At 65.1% G+C, this 17207-nt stretch carries 15 protein-coding genes and 1 tRNA gene; 9 read left to right on the top strand and 7 right to left on the bottom strand.

Annotation, left to right across the window (positions count from 1 at the left end):
* The 5 genes from G9E11_RS12920 to pknB are packed head-to-tail and all read left to right on the top strand — an operon-like array spanning position 1 to position 8505.
* Positions 1–1791, top strand: coding sequence for a PP2C family protein-serine/threonine phosphatase (locus G9E11_RS12920; RefSeq protein WP_190606326.1), 1791 nt, complete (start codon positions 1–3; stop codon positions 1789–1791).
* Positions 1788–3242, top strand: a complete 1455-nt coding sequence (locus G9E11_RS12915; RefSeq protein WP_190606324.1) for an FtsW/RodA/SpoVE family cell cycle protein — start codon at positions 1788–1790, stop codon at positions 3240–3242. Before G9E11_RS12920 ends, G9E11_RS12915 begins: the two co-directional genes overlap by 4 nt.
* Positions 3239–4693, top strand: a complete 1455-nt coding sequence (locus G9E11_RS12910) for a peptidoglycan D,D-transpeptidase FtsI family protein (RefSeq protein WP_190606322.1) — start codon at positions 3239–3241, stop codon at positions 4691–4693. The genes G9E11_RS12915 and G9E11_RS12910 overlap by 4 nt, the downstream gene beginning before the upstream one ends.
* Positions 4690–6558 (top strand): protein kinase domain-containing protein, encoded by a 1869-nt coding sequence (locus G9E11_RS12905; RefSeq protein WP_190606320.1) that lies wholly within the window; start codon positions 4690–4692, stop codon positions 6556–6558. The genes G9E11_RS12910 and G9E11_RS12905 overlap by 4 nt, the downstream gene beginning before the upstream one ends.
* A gap of 3 nt (positions 6559–6561) precedes the next feature.
* Positions 6562–8505 (top strand): Stk1 family PASTA domain-containing Ser/Thr kinase, encoded by a 1944-nt coding sequence (pknB, locus tag G9E11_RS12900; protein WP_190606318.1) that lies wholly within the window; start codon positions 6562–6564, stop codon positions 8503–8505.
* A 9-nt stretch (positions 8506–8514) separates the two neighbouring features.
* On the opposite strand, the gene G9E11_RS12895 is transcribed toward pknB, so the two are convergent.
* Positions 8515–9156, bottom strand: coding sequence for an aminodeoxychorismate/anthranilate synthase component II (locus G9E11_RS12895; RefSeq protein WP_190606316.1), 642 nt, complete (start codon positions 9154–9156; stop codon positions 8515–8517).
* Between the two features lie 169 nt (positions 9157–9325).
* Positions 9326–10126 carry a class E sortase gene (locus tag G9E11_RS12890; RefSeq protein ID WP_311764364.1) on the bottom strand — a complete coding sequence of 267 codons (801 nt, stop codon included), beginning with the start codon at positions 10124–10126 and terminating at the stop codon, positions 9326–9328.
* Positions 10127–10296: 170 nt separating this feature from the next.
* Between G9E11_RS12890 and G9E11_RS12885 the strand changes: the two genes are divergently transcribed.
* Both G9E11_RS12885 and G9E11_RS12880 read left to right on the top strand, forming a co-directional pair.
* On the top strand, positions 10297–10548 hold the full coding sequence (locus G9E11_RS12885; protein WP_102972605.1) for a cell division protein CrgA: 252 nt from the start codon (positions 10297–10299) through the stop codon (positions 10546–10548).
* A 10-nt stretch (positions 10549–10558) separates the two neighbouring features.
* On the top strand, positions 10559–11155 hold the full coding sequence (locus tag G9E11_RS12880; protein WP_190606314.1) for a DNA-3-methyladenine glycosylase I: 597 nt from the start codon (positions 10559–10561) through the stop codon (positions 11153–11155).
* Between the two features lie 232 nt (positions 11156–11387).
* Here the strand turns inward: G9E11_RS12880 and G9E11_RS12875 are convergent, their stop codons facing one another.
* From G9E11_RS12875 to G9E11_RS12865, 3 genes are all read right to left on the bottom strand, one after another.
* A complete protein-coding gene (locus G9E11_RS12875) occupies positions 11388–11855 on the bottom strand; it encodes a carboxymuconolactone decarboxylase family protein (protein ID WP_190606312.1) in 468 nt (155 codons plus the stop codon).
* A 604-nt stretch (positions 11856–12459) separates the two neighbouring features.
* Positions 12460–13341: a rhomboid family intramembrane serine protease gene (locus tag G9E11_RS12870; RefSeq protein WP_190606310.1), complete on the bottom strand. Its 882-nt coding sequence runs from the start codon at positions 13339–13341 to the stop codon at positions 12460–12462.
* 4 nt (positions 13342–13345) lie between these two features.
* On the bottom strand, positions 13346–13891 hold the full coding sequence (locus G9E11_RS12865) for a peptidylprolyl isomerase (protein WP_102972601.1): 546 nt from the start codon (positions 13889–13891) through the stop codon (positions 13346–13348).
* 156 nt (positions 13892–14047) lie between these two features.
* On the opposite strand from G9E11_RS12865, the gene G9E11_RS12860 reads away from it, so the two are divergent.
* Together G9E11_RS12860 and G9E11_RS12855 are read left to right on the top strand one after the other, a co-directional pair.
* A complete protein-coding gene (locus G9E11_RS12860) occupies positions 14048–15043 on the top strand; it encodes a hypothetical protein (RefSeq protein ID WP_190606308.1) in 996 nt (331 codons plus the stop codon).
* Positions 15044–15187: 144 nt separating this feature from the next.
* Positions 15188–16057: a glycosyltransferase family 2 protein gene (locus G9E11_RS12855; RefSeq protein ID WP_190606305.1), complete on the top strand. Its 870-nt coding sequence runs from the start codon at positions 15188–15190 to the stop codon at positions 16055–16057.
* A gap of 24 nt (positions 16058–16081) precedes the next feature.
* On the opposite strand, the gene G9E11_RS12850 is transcribed toward G9E11_RS12855, so the two are convergent.
* Together G9E11_RS12850 and G9E11_RS12845 are read right to left on the bottom strand one after the other, a co-directional pair.
* Complete coding sequence (locus G9E11_RS12850; protein WP_190606303.1) at positions 16082–17005, bottom strand: DMT family transporter; 924 nt, start codon at positions 17003–17005, stop codon at positions 16082–16084.
* A 118-nt stretch (positions 17006–17123) separates the two neighbouring features.
* A tRNA-Ala gene (locus G9E11_RS12845) sits at positions 17124–17199 on the bottom strand.
* Positions 17200–17207: the final 8 nt, after the last annotated feature.

The raw sequence follows: 17207 nt of genomic DNA, 5'->3' as shown, positions 1-17207 counted from the left end.
ATGGCCGCTCCGGACATGCCCGCAGGCGAGGTGCCAGCCTCGCCCCGGCCCCTGATCCTGCGCTATGCAGCGCGATCTGACGTCGGCCGCATCCGCGCCAAGAACGACGACTCCGCTTACGTGGGCCGGCACCTCGCCGTCGTGGCGGACGGCATGGGAGGCCACGCCGGCGGCGACGTTGCTTCCGCCGCCACGGTCCTGGACATGATCCACCTTGACACCGACGATTACGATGACGACGCGGGCACCGTGCTGGCCGACGAGATCCAGACCGCCAATTCGCTGCTCTCGGAACTCGTTCACATCAATCCCAAGCTGGCGGGCATGGGCACCACCGTGACTGCCCTGCTGCTGGCTGAGGGCAAGCTCCATTTCGCCCACATCGGCGACTCCCGTGCGTACCGCCTGCGCGACGGCGAGTTCGAGCAGATCAGCATTGACCACACCTTCGTCCAGCGCCTCATCGACGAGGGCCGGTTGCGCCCCGAAGAAGCGGAAACCCATCCGCACAAGAACGTCCTGATGCGCGTCCTCGGTGACGTCGATGCGAGCCCCGAACTGGACCTCGCCACCATCGAGGTGCAGCCCGGAGAACGCTGGCTGCTCTGCTCCGACGGTCTAAATTACGTCGCCGGCCACGTCGTGGAGCGCACGGTGCGGGAAACGCCGAATCTGAGCGAATGCGTCGAGACGCTCGTTGACCTCACCCTCGAGGCGGGCGCGCCGGACAACGTCACCGTTGTCATGGTGGAAATCGTGGAGGAAACGCCCGACGACGTCAGCACGGCCGCCGTCGACATCGTCCCTGACGCCGAACAACCGGAAGCGATTACCGGGACAAAGGCTGCGGCCCCGGCCGAGCCATCCGCCGCCCCGGTTTCCGAACCAGGCGATCCGGGGCCAACGGAATCGAAGCCTGGATCCACGGATTCTTCCGCCCCGCCAGCCGCAATACCCACATCCGACGGCTCCGGCCCCGACCGGACTTCCGCGCCCGACGCGACAGACGAGGGTGCCGGCACGACGCCGCCGAACGAACCGGCTACCAGCACCGATCCGCACTTAGGCGAGCATCTGTCCGCGGAGGTACTGCGCGAGGAGCTGTCCTCCCGGCCCCACATCCTCGTCGGCGCAGCCGTCGCTGCTGCCGAGACCGGTTCCATCCCCACCATTGCCGGCCGCACCGTCGCGCGCCGCGCGGCAACCGTCCTGACACACAAGTCGGACCATGCCCGCGAAGAAGCCGAGGAATTCACGCCCATGAGGGGTCCACGCCGCTGGCTCACCCTGGGAATTGCGGGCGCGGCACTCCTGGTTCTCGCCGTCGGGCTCTGGCTCGGTTACGCCTGGACCCAGACGCGCTACTACATCGGTGAATTCGACCAGCGGGTGGCCATCTTCAACGGCGTCTCCCAGCGCCTCGGCCCCATCCAGCTCTCTACCCTGGAAGCGGTCACGGACATCCGGATGGAATCACTGCCCCAGTTCTCGCAGCAGCGGGTCCGCCAGACGGTCCCCGCGCGCGATTTGTACGATGCCCAGCGGATCGTCAAGAACCTTGAGCGCACGGGAAGCACCGCGCCCTCGGATGAATGCCTGACGCCGTCTCCGACGGCCACCGCCTCGGCGCGGGCTACGGCATCAGCCACGGCGAAGGCCTCCGCCACGCCCAAGCCGACGGTCACGTCACCGAAGGCGACCACAACTGCCAAGCCGACGGCATCGCCAACCGCAACAGCCGGAGCCTCGGCCGCACCCACCCCAACCGCAACCTGTGAGGGGGGCCAATGAGCCACGCCGACACAATGCCCAAACCCCGGCGCAACGTGGAACTGCTGCTGCTCGTGCTCGCACTGTCGGTCAGCATCGGCGCCAACGCACTGATCAGCATTGACGAACAGACCTCTCTGGACACCGACTTCTGGTTCCAGTCCAGCCTGCTCGCCGCTGCGTCCCTGGTGTTCCATGTGGTCCTCCGGCTCCGGGCTAAGTATGCCGATCCGGTAATGCTTCCGCTGGTTGTTGCCCTGAACGGCCTCGGCTTGGCGATGATCCACCGCCTCGACGCTCCGGGCGACGACACCGGCAACAACCAGCTGCGCTGGACCGTCATCGCCATGGCCGTTGCCATCGCCGTTATCTGGTTCCTCAAGGATCACCGTGTCCTGCGCCGCTTCACCTACATTTCCTTGGCCGTCAGCGCACTGCTCCTGATACTTCCGTTGGTCCCCGGAATCTCCGCCGGCGAAATCCTCGGCGCCCGGGTGTGGATTCGCCTCGGTCCGATGACTTTCCAGCCAGGTGAGGTCGCCAAGATCACCCTCGCCATATTCTTTGCCGGATATCTTTCCTCAAACCGCGACCTCATCATGCTGGCCGGCCGCAAGATCGGGCCCATGCAGTTCCCCCGGTTCAAGGACATGGGACCGATGATCACGGCCTGGCTCGTAAGCATCGGCGTGCTGATCTTCCAGCGCGACCTCGGATCATCCGTGCTGTTCTTCGGCCTGTTCATTGTGATGATCTACGTGGCCACCAGCCGCATCAGCTGGGTGGTCATCGGCCTCACCCTGATCCTCGGCGGCGGCTTTGTGGCATCCAAGGTCTTCTCACACGTTGCCCTGCGCATCGACAGCTGGCTCAATGCCTTCACCGAGGAAGTCTTCGGGCGGTCCCCCGGCGGCAGCGGCCAGATCGTGGAAGGCCTGTTCGGCATGGCCAGCGGCGGACTCGTGGGCACCGGCCTCGGGCAGGGCAGGCCCAACCTGGTGCCGTTCGCCAACAGCGATATGATCATCGCCTCCTTTGGCGAGGAACTGGGCCTGATCGGCCTCTTCGCCATTGTGATGATGTACCTGCTGCTCTTCACCCGCGGTTTCCGTGCGGCCCTCGGCACCCGCGACGCCTTCGGCAAGCTCCTCGCCTGCGGCCTGTCCTTCGCGGTGGCGCTGCAGTGCTTCGTGGTGATCGGCGGCGTCACGCGGCTGATTCCTCTGACCGGCCTCACCACGCCGTTCCTGGCCGCTGGTGGCTCCTCGTTGCTGGCCAACTGGATCATCGTTGGCCTGCTGCTGATGATCTCGCACACGGCCCGTGGCCCGGTGGACACCTCACCGATGCAGCCCGGCCGCACACCTGAGGCACAGAAGCCGGCTCCGGTGACAGCCGCAGGAAGCCGGCAGGACCGGAACACCACCCAGACTCTCCCAGACGCTCCCACCGAGGCGGTGAAACACCTGTGAACCAGGCCATTCGACATTCATGGATCGCCGCGATCGCCATGTTCGCCCTGATTTTCGGTGCGATCAGCTACGTCCAGGTGGTGGGCGCGGACGAGCTCAAAGCCAATCCGTGGAACCGGCGAGCCATACTGCAGAACTACTGCAATGACCGGGGAGCGATCCTCGTGGGTGGCTCCGCCATCGCCGAATCCGTCCCGGGCAATGAATCCTGCAAGTTCCAGCGCCGGTACAACCAGCCCGAGCTGTATGCCGGGCTGACCGGATACTTTTCCCGGAGCTACGGGGTCACCGGCCTCGAAAGCGCCATGGATGCCCAGCTGGCCGGAAGCTCGGACCAGCTCTTCTTCGACCGGATCGGACAACTCTTCCTGGGCAACCAGCCCAAGGGCGCATCCGTCGAGCTGACCATTGACCCCAAGATCCAGAAGCTGGCTTACGACCTCATCCCGGACGGCCAGCGGGGGTCGATCGTCGTCACCGATCCCAAGACGGGCAACATCCTGGCCATGGTCAGCAAGCCCTCCTACGATCCCAACCTCATCGCCACCCAGGACGTGGCCAAGGAACAGGCTGCCTACAACGCGGCCATCAAGGTCCCGGGCGTCAATCTGAACCCCTCGGTCAGCGGCCCCACGGGCGCCCTGCTGGCACCGGGCTCCGTTTTCAAGCTGGTGGACACGGCAGCAGCCCTGAACTCCGGCAAGTACAACGCCGACAGCGTGCTGCCCAACCCGGCCCAAATGAGCTTCCCGGGCATCCAGTACCAGCTGCCCAACTACGCCGGCGGCAACTGCTACACCCGGAACACAGCGAGCTTCGCGTTCGCGCTGCAGCAGTCCTGCAACACGCCCTTCGCCAGTATTGCCCGGGATCTCGGGGAAAAGGCGATCGCTGAGCAGGCCAGCAAGTTCGGCTTCAATTCAGACCTCGGCGACCAGCTCAAGCTGGACTACGCCCCCAGCATCTTCCCCTCGGACCTCGATGCGGCCGGACTCGCGCAGTCCGCCATCGGCCAGCGCGACGTCCGTGCGACGCCGCTCCAGATCGCGCTGATGACCTCCGCCATTGCCAACAGCGGAGTGCAGATGGCGCCAAACCTGATCAAGGCCGTACGTTCCCCGGACCTCCGCGTGATCGACCAACCAAAGCCGGTGGCTTTGCGGACCTCCACGACGCCGGAAATCGCCGGACAGATCACCGAATGGATGACCAGCGTGGTCAGCGAGGGCATCGGCTCCGGCGCCGCCGTCCCCGGCGTCGAGGTCGCCGGCAAGACCGGCACCGCCGAGCTCGGGGACGGCCTGAACAACTCTTGGTTTACGGGGTTCGCCCCGGCTAACGATCCGCAAGTGTCCGTCACCGTCGTCATGCAGGGCGTGGACATCACCGCCGGAGCACAGCTAACCAGTCCGAACGCAAAGAGAATTTTTGAGGCGGTGTTGAATAAGTGAGGCCTACATCGGGAATCACCCTCGGCGGCAGATTCCAGTTGACCACGCGTATTGCGATCGGCGGCATGGGTGAAGTCTGGAAGGCCAAAGACCAGATCCTGGGCCGGATCGTGGCCATCAAGGTGCTCAAAGAGGAGTACACGGGCGACCCCGGCTTCCTCCAGCGGTTCCGCGCGGAAGCCCGCCACACCGCGCTCCTCAACCACGTCGGCATCGCCAACGTCTTCGACTACGGCGAGGAGGAAGGCTCCGCCTACCTTGTGATGGAGCTGGTCCCCGGCCAGCCGCTGAGCAGCATCATCGAGCACGAGCAGGTGCTCTCACCGGACCGTACGCTGTCCATCATGGCGCAGACTGCGCGGGCCCTGTCCGTGGCCCACGCCCAGGGCCTGGTGCACCGTGACATCAAGCCCGGAAACCTGCTCATCACCCCGGACGGTCGGGTCAAGGTCACCGACTTCGGCATCGCGCGCCTGGCGGACCAGGTGCCGCTGACCCAGACCGGCCAGGTCATGGGCACCGCCCAGTACCTCGCCCCCGAACAAGCCACCGGCCAGACCGCCACCGGCGCCTCGGACATCTATTCACTCGGCGTCATCGGTTACGAGTGCCTCACGGGGCACCGGCCGTTCTCCGGCGAATCCCAGATCGCCATCGCCCTGGCCCAGGTCAACGACGCGCCGCCGCCCCTGCCGGAGTCGCTGCCCAAGCCGGTCCGTGCCCTCCTGATGTCCATGCTGGCCAAGGATCCGAAGAACCGTCCGGCCAATGCCATCAAACTGGCCGAGGCAGCGGAGGCCATCCGCAACGGTGACATCGCGGCAGCCCACGCCGCTGTCCCCGGCATGCTCCTGTACGAAGGGGGCACCGGCGCCATGACGGCCCCGGTCAATATCGCCACGGCACCAACCGGCGTGATCGGCTCGGAGAAAAGCCCGACGGCGGCCACCTCCGCGCTGCCCGTGCTCGGCGCGGCAGCCGCTGGCGCTGCCGCCGGCGGAGCCGCTGCTGCGGCCGCCGGGAACCCCTCAGATGCCGCGCCCACGCGGGCGGGAAGCACGCTGTCGCGTGCCGATGCCCTGGCCGCCGAGCGCAGTTGGGACCAGGAAGAGGATCAGTACGCGGCACCGTACGACGGCGAACCCGCCGATGAGCCCGAGCGGCGGAAGCGCAGCCCGTGGACCTGGCCGTTGATCGCCCTGATCCTGCTGGTGTTGTTTGCCGTCGCCGGTATCCTCCTGAGCCAGGCCGGCTTCCTGTTCCCGGGCCAGAGCCCTGCCGCCACCACGTCGAGCACACCCAGCCGCAGCGTGACCACCAGTTCCACGCCAACGCCTACCCAGACGTCGGAGAAGCCGACGCCCACACCGACCCCGACGCAGTCCACTCCTGAGGCCATCAACGTCATTCCGGACGCGTACCTCGGTAAGCAGTACAGCGAGGTCCGCACCGAACTGATCGCGCTCGGGCTCAAGGTCGACGGCGATGAAGTCTTCAACCCCGCTACACCCGGCACGGTCACGGACCTCAACCCGTCCGGCCCGCTGCAGGCCGGCGACACCGTAAAGGTCACCTATTCCAAGGGACCGAAGAAGATCGCCGTCCCGGACATCAGCACGGGCAGCAGCGAGTCCGAAGTCCAGTCAGCCATCGAGAAGGCCGGTCTGCGCTGGCAAAAGGGTGCCGACGTGCCCGGCGATTCCGGCCAGGACGCCGGAACCTTCGTCCGTTCCGAGCCCGAAAGCGGCCGGGAGGTCGACGCAGGCACTGTCGTGACTTACCACCTGTCCGAAGCTCCGATCCCTACTCCCTCATCCACGCCTTCATCCACGCCGACTCCAAGCGGCTCGCCCAGCGGACCATAAGCCGTGACCACGCCGCGAACGCCGTCACACCGGGAAGACAACATCCCGGTGACCAGTCAGCGCGTCCTGAACGGGCGCTATGAACTTGGCGAACTCATCGGCCGCGGGGGCATGGCCGATGTGCACCGTGGCCTGGATACCCGGCTGGGCCGGACGGTTGCCATCAAGCTGCTCCGCCCCGACCTGGCCCGTGACCCCCAGTTCCAGGCCAGGTTTAAACGTGAGGCCCAAGCCGTCGCGGCCCTGAACCATCCGTCGATCGTGGCCATCTACGACACGGGCGAACACACGGTACCGGGCGACGCGCATGACCAGGTCCGCGTTCCCTACATCGTCATGGAGTTCGTGGCAGGCAAGACGCTCCGGGACCTGATCAGGGCCAGGGACATCACCATTGACCAGGCGGTGGAGTACACACTGGGTGTCCTGTCTGCACTCGAATACAGCCACAAGGCCGGAATCGTGCACCGGGACATCAAACCGGCGAATGTGATGTACTGCGCCAACTCGGACATGGTCAAGGTGATGGACTTCGGCATTGCCCGCGCGGTGGCCGATTCCTCCGCGACCATGACCCAGACCCAAGCGGTGGTGGGCACCGCCCAGTACCTGTCTCCGGAGCAGGCGCGCGGGGAGGCAGTGGATGCCCGCAGCGATCTGTACTCGGCAGGCTGCCTGCTGTACGAAACGCTGACCGGCCGTCCGCCCTTCGTTGGTGAAAGCCCCGTCTCCGTGGCCTACCAGCATGTCCGCGAGAAGCCGGAACCACCCAGCAACTTCAATCCGGAGGTCTCCGGAGCGCTGGACAGCGTGCTGGAAAAGGCGCTGCAGAAGAACCGTGCTGACCGTTTCCAGGACGCGGCGGCCTTCCGCCGTGCGCTGCGGGCCGCCAGGAACGGGATCCCCGTTCCTACATTGTCGGCAAGCGAAGCGCCGACGGACCCTAATGACATTCCTGAGCCGCACCGCACGCCGGCCACCGAAGCGTTTTCCATGACCGGAGCCAGCTTCCTCGACGACGCTCCCGCTGGCCGCCTGCGCCGTAGCCGGGACACGGACGATGATGCGTCAGTGCTGCCGACCGAGGCCGCGGCGGTTTACGAGACGGCCGAGCACGATGAACTTCCGCTGGGCCTGCCCCGCGAACGGGAGCGATCGGGCTTACAGAAGTCCCGCCGTCGGGCCTGGATCACGACATTCGTGATCTTCACACTCCTGGTGCTGGCCGGCGGCGGCCTGTGGTTCTACAACTTCTTCAACCAGCCGCCTCCCGAACCGGTGCGCGTCGCGATTCCCGCGGTGGAGAAGCTCTCCGAATCAGAGGCGCTGCAGGCGCTCTACGACGCGAAGCTGCGGCCGCAGATCAAGCGGGTGCAGAACGACTCGATCGCGAAGGGCACCGCCATTGGCACCGCTCCGCCGGCGGGATCGTCGCTGGAACCGAACTCGGAAATTGTCCTGAACATTTCGGCGGGCCCCAGTGCCGTCAAGATCCCGGAGACGCTGCCGGGACGGACGGAGGCGGCGGCCCGCGACATCCTGCGGCAGGCGGGGCTGGTGGGCGCGCCGTCCACCACTATGACCAACAGCGCCACTGTTCCGGCGGGCCTGGTGATCACCACCAAGCCGGCGCCGGGCCAACAGGTGGCGGTAGGGAGCACCGTTGAGATCCTGCTGTCCACAGGCAAGGTGGCCATGCCGGAGCTTCGCGGCATGAACCGCGCCGAGGCCGAGGCTGCGCTCAAGGAGATCGGCCTGGTTGCCGTCATCAGTGAGGTGGAGAACTCACAGGTCCAGCCGGGCAAGGTGACCGGTCAGAGCGATCCGGTCAACTCGCTCGTGGAGCAGGGCAAGGCCATCACCGTTACGGTAGCCAAGGCCCCGGCGCCCGCACCCACCCCGACGGCAACGCCGACGCCTACGCCTAGCCCCACGAAGGGCAAGTAGGGCCCTCCGCTAGTGCTGGATCAGGGGGCTGAGCTTGGCTGCCCGTTCGGCCGCACCCTTCATGCCGAGCGACTCGAGCCAGTTGCCCAGCATCTGGTAGCCGCCCTCGGTCAGCACGGACTCGGGATGGAACTGGACACCGCACAGCGGCGCGGTGCGGTGCTGCAGGCCCATGATGACGCCGCTGGCGGTTTCCGCCGTGATCTCCAGGATCTCCGGAATCGTGTTCCGGACGGCAGCCAGGGAATGGTAGCGCGTGGCCGTCACGGGGGAGGGCAGGCCGGCAAAAACGCTGGCCCCTTCGTGCTGGACCAGGGAGGTCTTGCCGTGCATGAGCTCCGGGGCATGGGTCACCGTTCCGCCATACGCTTCCGCAAGGGCCTGGTGCCCGAGGCAGACGCCAAACATCGGCTTCGTCTTCTCCCCGCACCAGCGGATCAGCTCGATGCAGACCCCCGCTTCGGACGGCGAGCCCGGGCCGGGCGAGATGAGTACGCCGTCGCGCGCTTCTGCCATTTCGATCGCCTCGGCGATGGTCACATCATCGTTGCGAACCACAGTTGTCTCTGCGCCCAGCTCCTGGAGGTAGCCCACCAGGGTGTAGACGAAGCTGTCGTAGTTGTCCACGACGAGAATCTTTGCTGTGCTCATGGGTTTCTTGGCGCACCAATCGTTGAGTCGGTGAATTGGGTGAACTGGGACATCCAGGGGAAAAGGAACTCGGCCATCAGGAACACGGCGCCGGCAGCCAACAGTATCGACGTGAGGACGCGGAGCCAGAGCGGGCCGGGAAGGTGACGGAAAATCCAGCCGTACATGCCTAGCCTTCCCCCCGTGCCCGCGCTACCTGGGCTGCGATCTCGGCGGGCGGCCCCGCCGACGCCGGCTGCCAGCGGTCCAGCACCGAATAAGCGATGATCCGTTCCTCGGAGCCGAAGCGGGGATTGCAGCTGGTCATGGTGAGAAGCCTTTCAGTGGGGCGCACCCCGGGCTGGTTGGGCACCGGGAGGAGGACATCGGCTTCGCTCGGCAGAACAATGCGGTTGTTGCGGAACACATAGACGTAGTAACCATCCCGTGTCTGGACATAGATCTTGTCCCCTGGAACCAGCGTGTGGATATTGTCCAGCACGGCGCCGTGCGTCTGCCGGTGGCCTGCCACGGCAAAATTACCCACGGCGCCGGGCATGGACGTGTTGCCGTAGTGGCCGAGGCCCAGAGTGTCCAGGACGTCGCCGCTGGTGCCCTCGACAATGGGCCGGGTGTAGTTCTCGCCAAACCGTGGAATGTACATGATCCCGATGGTTCCGCCGTGCCCGGGGGCTTCTCCCACCACCGGCGTTCCGTAGTCCTTCGGGCCGGAAGCAGCCGTACCGCCCGTCGCAGCAGGTGTGGGCGCGGCGGCCACCGGACCACCCAGGTCCCTGGCAAAGTCCTTGACCGCGGCGGTTTGCTTGGCATCGGACTCCACGTTGGTCCACCAAAGCTGCCACGCGACAAACAGGAGCAGCACTATTCCGGCGGTGATGAGCAACTCACCGAAGATTTGGACGGCCTTCCGCAGGATTACGACGCCGGTTGCCGGCTTGGCGGTTGCCATCACCTTCTCCTGCAGTACCACGCGATCTCCTCCAAGGCGGTTGGGGCACCGGCGCGGACTGAACTACAGCTAGAATTGGCTGCTAGTAAGACTTCAGACCTGACCAAGAGTGTGCAGACCGCCGGCAATCCCCTTACAGCAGGATATCAAGCCCCGGTCCCTCCTCTTGATTCAGCAGCCAAGGAGGACATGTGCCCGAGTCAAAGCCACGTAAGAAGACTGCCCGCCCGGCCGAGCCCGTTTCCACCGAGGCCTACAAGCCGAACCCTGTCTGGTTCAAGCCTGTCATGTTCGGGCTAATGATCATCGGGCTGCTCTGGATCATTACCTTCTACATCAGCGAGGGCCAGCTGCCTGTGCAGGCATGGGAGTCCTGGAACATTCTGGCCGGGTTTGGCATCGCAATCGTCGGCTTCCTGATGACCACGCGCTGGCGCTCCTGAACTGACGCCCATGACCCCAGACGGCATCATCATCGGCGAGGATGGCCTGGCCCGTCCGCTGTGGGCTTCCACGGATCCCCTTCTGCGCGAGTATTACGACACTGAGTGGGGCCTGCCCGTCCGGGACGAGCAGGGCCTGTACGAGCGCATCAGCCTCGAAGCTTTCCAGGCGGGCCTGTCTTGGGCCACGATCCTGCGCAAACGCCCCGCCTTCCGTGCGGCCTTTGACGACTTCCACCCCGAAACCGTGGCCGCCTTCACCGAGGCCGATGTCGAGCGCCTCCTTCAGGACCCCGGCATCGTGCGAAACCGCCTCAAGATCCGTGCCGCCATCACCAATGCCCGGGCCACCATAGCGCTGCGGGACGAAGGCGGCCTCGTTGACTTCGTCTGGACGTTCCAGCCGACCTCGACCCCTGCCCCCGCCACATACGCCGACGTGCCCACGACGTCCCCTGAGTCCATCGCCCTCTCCAAGGCGTTGCGGAAGAAGGGCTTCGCCTTCGTGGGGCCCACCACCATGTTCGCCCTAATGGAAGCCATTGGCATGGTGGACACACATCTGGTGGACAGCCACCGCAGGGGAACCTCAGGCGTCTGGGCCTGACCGCTGCCGGGCGTTGAACCGCTGCAGGTGTTGGACCGCTGCGGGCCCCGCGGCGACGCCCTGCGCCCGCCGGTCCACACATGTTGGTAAAGATATCCACAGTGTTGATAACTTCGCCGACTGCAGTCTGCCGCCAAGGCACTGCGCGCCCGGATAGCCGCGTCCGGAAAGCCAAACTTGCATTTCCGAAGTTATTAACAGTTGTGGAAATGACTGTGGAAAACCCCGGCGTTCAGCCCTCCTGAGGCCGGACAGGATGCTGGCTCGTGATGGAGACGCGGTTGAAGGCGTTCATCGCGATGGCCAGCCAGCTCACTGCTGAGTACTGCTCGTCGGTGAGGTGCTCCCGCGCGTACGCATCCTCCAGCTCGCGCGTGCGGGCGTCTGGGAGAACCGTGATGCTCTCGGCCAAGGCCAGCGCCGCACGCTCGTGGTCCGCAAACACCGCGGTGTCCCGCCAGGCTGGCAGGACGGCCAGGCGCTGCGTGGATTCACCGCCCTTGACCGCATCGGCGACGTGCATGTCGAGGCAATACGCGCAGCCGTTGATCTGCGATGTCCGGACGTTGAGCAGTTCGATGAGCCTTTCATCGAGGCCCGCTTCAAGCACCGCTTCCTTGGCCTTCAATCCGAGCCCGTTCAACGCCCGCCAGGCCGCGGGGTGGTGCTTGTCCAGGAAGAGGTGGCTGTGGGTAGTCAAGTCATTGCTCCTAGGGGTCGCACGGGTTCATCCCCCGTGGCTGTGAGTCAGAGACTACACGTACGCGCTGCGCGCGCACTCGGCCGGGTTATCCACTTAGCAACAGGCGACTACCCACAACTTATCCACAGGTGGGGAAAACTTGTGGGTAGTGGATGCGCAAACGCCAGAATGTAGGCGTTGTGGGGCTCGTGAACCACGGACAGACACCCCGGTGAGTTATTAACAGTGTGAATAACCCTGTTGAAAGGGCGCCTGTTAATCCCTCTCAGCAACTCTGATGTGCCTCCTTATGCCAAGGACACCCCGAGAAGGCAAAATTTGGGCAAAGTTGTCCACTTAACCACAAGGGCAGGCGTCAGAGTTATCCACAGGTGTGGACTGAAGCGTGAAAAATGATCGGACGTGGCCCTGTAGCCCGCTCTCCCCGGGGGCTGGCCCTTGACTTACAACCGTGTAAGTTACTAACAGTGTGGATAACTCCTGTGGAAAACCCACCGAGCGGTGTGCGTTCGCAGCCGCGGTCAGTGGACAGAGAAATGCCCCCGCTTCGGAAAGCAGGGGCATTAGGGGGAGGGCCCTACCAGAAGGCCGTAAGAAGTTGTCAGGACACTACGAGCACGCGGTACCAGGAAGCCACGGCCAACAGGGCCAGAACGAGCGCCAGCCCTCCGGCTTGCAGGATGTTGCGCCGCGGGCCGCGCGGGGCGTAGGCAATGACCGCGGCGCATAGGGCGCCGGTGATGAACCCGCCCAGATGGGCCTGCCAGGCGATCTGCGGCACCATGAAGCCGATGACGCCGTTGATGGCGATGAGCACCCAGAGCTGTCTTGTCTCCCCGCCGCGGTGCCGCTGCACCACGAGCATGGCACCGAACAGTCCGAAGATCGCGCCGGAAGCACCGACCAGGCCCACAGGGCCGCCCTCGGGCAGGATCGGTGTCATAAGCAGGTATCCCACCGACCCGCCGATGGCAGACAGCAGGTAGACAGCAAGGAAGCGGATCCGCCCCAGCAGCGGTTCCAGCGCCTGGCCGAAAATCCACAGCGTGTACATGTTCAGGACGATGTGGAGCAGGAAGCCCTGGGAGTGCAGAAAAGCGGAGGTAAGCATTCGCCATGGCTGGAACACCCCGTACTCAGGCGTTGCGTAAACCGACGCGTAAGCGAGGGTCCGGAACACCGCGTTTCCGGGAAGCACCCACTGCAGAAGAAACAGGAGTGCACACGCTGCGATAATCGCGAACGTTACTACAGGCTTGCCGGACGCAACGGCGCCGCCGTAGACGGTCCGGGCGGTCGGCGTCGTACGCTTTGCTTCGTTGACGCAGTCAACGCATTGGAATCCGACGGCGGCCGCGCGCTGGCACTCGGGGCATGCCGGCCGCCCGCAACGCTGGCAGCTGACATACGAGGGCCGGTCCGGGTGCCGGGGGCACACCGGTGCCTGCGCTGACGGCTCCGCCGCCGGAGTTCCGTAGCTCATGTGGCTAGAGCTGCTCGATGTCGATGCTGTTGATGGTCACATCTTCAACCGGGCGGTCGCCCATGCCAGTGCGGACACCTTCAATGGCGTCCACAACCTTCTTGGATTCCTCATCGGCAACTTCGCCGAAGATGCTGTGCTTGCCCTGCAGCCAGTCGGTGGGGATGGTGGTGATGAAGAACTGTGAACCGTTGGTTCCCTTGCCCATCTGGATTCCGGCGTTGGCCATGGCCAGCTTGTACGGTGCGCTGAAGCTCAGCTCGGGGTGGATCTCGTCGTCGAAACGGTAGCCCGGTCCGCCGGTGCCGCGGCCCAGCGGGTCGCCGGCCTGGATCATGAAGTCCTTGATGATGCGGTGGAAGATGGTGCCGTCATAGAGCGGCGTGCCGGTCTTGTCCTCGCCGGTCTCCGGGTGGGTCCAGGCCTGCTCGCCGGTGGCGAGTCCGACGAAGTTCTTAACAGTCTTGGGCGCGTGGTTGCCGAAGAGGTTCACGACGATGTCGCCGAGGCTGGTGTGGATGGTTGCTTTTGCAGTTGCTGAGGCAGTCATATGGCCATTCTTTCACGGCGGGTCAACGCGAACGCGGGCGGAAAAGACAGTTCCGCGCTGGGTGAAATCCACCGTGAATCCGCCGGAACGATAGCAGCCCGGCTATTCGTGCACGTAGGCTAACAACAGAACCGTCACATTAATCGGGAGGTAGTTGTGAAGAAATCGGATCGTATTGCCCGCGAACTGGAGTTGTCGGTCAGTTCTGCAGTAGAGAACGCCAAAGACCGCGTGGAAGCAGCAGTGGACTGGGCAGTTCCGCGCCTGCAGCAAGGCATTGACACCGCTTCCCCCAAAATCCAGGAGGGACTCAAGGTGGCGGCCCATAACCTTGCCGGCGGAGTTGCAACGGTGACGCCCCGGATCCAGGACGGCCTGGCGCAACTTGCACCCAAGATCCACGACGTCGTGGAGGGTGCCACGCCGCGCATGCACGAGGCCCTGGACCGGGCAACGCCCGTCATCACCCAGGCCCGCGACCGCGTGGTGGTGGAATACCTTCCCCGGTTCTCCGACCAGATCGGAACCGCTTCCGAGGTGGTCCACCGTACCCTTGAGGGCACACCGGCACGCATTGACGCGGTGGCCCAGCGGCTTGGTGACGTCGGCATCATCCACACCATCCAGGAGCAGGCGAATCTGGCTGGCGGGCACCTGAAGTCAGCCGCCAGCGAGGCTGGCCGGGGGGTGACCGGCAAGGCGCTGGTGGTGGAGCCGGAGAAGCCCAAGAAGCGCGGCCTCCTGATTGTCGGTGTAATCGCCGCGGCCGTGGCCGCCGGCGTTGCGGCGTGGAAGGCTTCGAAGCCCGTCGAGGACCCGTGGAAGACCCCAGCGCCCGTAACGCCCGCACCGTCGACCTCGGAGGTCACCACCCCGGCGGTTGGATCCGCCGCAGGTGTTGGTTCAGCTGCGGAGACGCCGGCACCGGTTCCGGCCGCACCGGCTGGCAGCTCTTCTTCCGCACCCGCCGATACACCGCTCGATGCTGCCTTTGCGCTGGCGGCCGAGGACGAAGCCGACACTTCTTCTGACAAGGCAAAGCACGTTGCTGACGACGCGGATTCCGACGCCGGCGAAGTTGCGACCGATGCCAAGGCCGCGGTGAAGAACACCGCATCCAACATCGAGAACGGCGCAGACAACAAGTCGTAGCCATTTGCCCGCACGGGCAGTAACAGGAGGGGTTCCGCAGCCGCGGGGCCCCTCCTGCCGTCTGTACGGGCGTATCCGCGCACCGCTCTGCCTGACAGGCACGGTGCCGCCGTGATGGAAAGCATCGGTGCTAAGTTTGAGGGGATGTCACCCGATAGATCCGCAGAGGACGCCTTGACTGACACTGAGCCGCGCGTATCGATTGTTATCCCGGCCTACAACGAGGAAAGTGTCATCCGGCAGTGCCTCATCGCGGCGGTATACCAGTCGGTTCCGGCGCACGAGATCATTGTGGTGGACAACATGTCCAAGGACCACACGGCGTCGATCGTCACGCAGATGCAGCAGGAGTACCCGGAGAGTCCCATCATCCTGCTCCGCCAGGACAGGGAACAGGGACTCATCCCCACCCGAAACTTTGGCCTGGACCACGCGACCGGGGACATCCTGGGCCGGATCGATGCCGATTCAGTGGTGGAACCTGACTGGGTGGAGCAGGTACAGAAGGCCTTCGAAGACCTGTCCACCTCAGCTGCCACCGGCCCCGTGGTTTATTACGACATGCCGATGCGGCGTTTCGGCCTCAAAGCGGATGACAAGATGCGCCAGCTGATGCTGAAGCTGGCCAAGCACCAGTACCACTTCCTGTTCGGGTCCAACATGGCCCTCCGCCGGTCCGCATGGGAAACCATCCGCAGCGAATGCTGCCGGGACGAACGGGACGAGATGCACGAGGACATCGATCTGTCCCTGCATCTCGCTGACCACGACCTCAAGGTCCAGTACTGGCCGCAGATGGTCTCCGGGATGTCGGCCCGCCGGCTTGAGGACTCACCCCGCGACTACCGGTACTACGTGACGCGCTTCGACCGCACCTACAAAGCACACAACGTGAAGAAGATGGCTCTCAAGGCCCCCATGGTGGTGTTCTTCTCCGTGTATTTCCCGGCCAAGCTCCTGCGCGCCATCCACACCGTCAACACCAGCCAGCCAGTCCGGCGCGGCGGCCAGTAACGCCCGTCAGATCGCACGGCGTCGTCAGTCAGCTCCCAGCTCCGCCAGCGGGCGTTCCTCCGGCGGCTCGTTCCGCCCGGCCTTGCCACTCCTTTGCCCGGCCACCACGACGGCGAGCCCCACGAGAATGAGCGCTAGCCCGGCGTAGGTGCCCGCCGGCAGCGTCTCGTTCAGGAACACGGCAGCCAGCAGCGCCGCTCCCGGTATTTCCAGCAGGATGATCATGGACACCAGCAGCGGGCTCATGGTGGCCAGCAGGTGGTTGAATGCCGTATGCCCCACGAGCTGGGCGCACACGGTGATGGCCAGAATCCCGAGCCAACCGCCGGCGTCGAACCCGGACAGTGGCTGGTTGGTGAAGATCGCCAGGACCGCGACCAGGACAGCACACATGCCGTAGCAAAGGGCCGTGTACGTTCCGGTGGTCATGCTCTGGCGGGCCCGGCCGCCTGCCAGCGTATAGATTCCCGCGAGGAGCCCTCCGGCCATGGCCAGGAGATCGCCCAGGAAGGCGTCCGGGGAGGTCCCCATATCGAAACCCGTGATGGCCACGACGCCGCCGAAGGCGATGCCCAGGCCCACCAGGACCTGCCACCGGTGCCGCACCCCGCGGAAGAGCTGAATGAGGGCGATCCAGGCGGACTGCAGGCAGACGAGGGCCGTAGCGGCAGCTACGGAGGTCAGCTGCAGGGACGTGATGAAGCAGGCGAAGTGGAGAGCCAGAGCCACGGCCGCCACGAGCGACCAGCGGAACTCATAGCGGCCGATGCGGACGAACTGGCGCGGTTCCCGGACCAGCGTTGGGGTGGCCATGACGGCTGCCGCGATGGCGTTGCGCCAGAAGGCGATGGCGAGGGCCGTTACTGTGGTGGCGCCGAGTGTGGCGGCAATGAGCGGTCCTGACGAGGCCACGCCCAGCACGCCCAGGGCCGCGAGGAAGAGATTCACTGTTCCACAGTAGTGCGCACCGCTGGTCGAGCCTGTCGAAACCCGCACCGTTGGTTGAGGCTACCGAAACCAAGGCAAAGCAAAAGGTCCCGGTCGTTTCCGACCGGGACCTTTCTTATGGTGGAGGCACGGGGACTCGAACCCCGAACCCCCTGCTTGCAAAGCAGGTGCGCTACCAATTGCGCCATGCCCCCATAAGAAG

The organism is Arthrobacter ipis, assembly GCF_014694315.1.
Lineage (GTDB): Bacteria > Actinomycetota > Actinomycetes > Actinomycetales > Micrococcaceae > Arthrobacter > Arthrobacter ipis.
The sequence above is the reverse complement of the archived record's forward strand: the minus strand, read 5'-3'. Positions and strand labels throughout refer to the sequence as shown.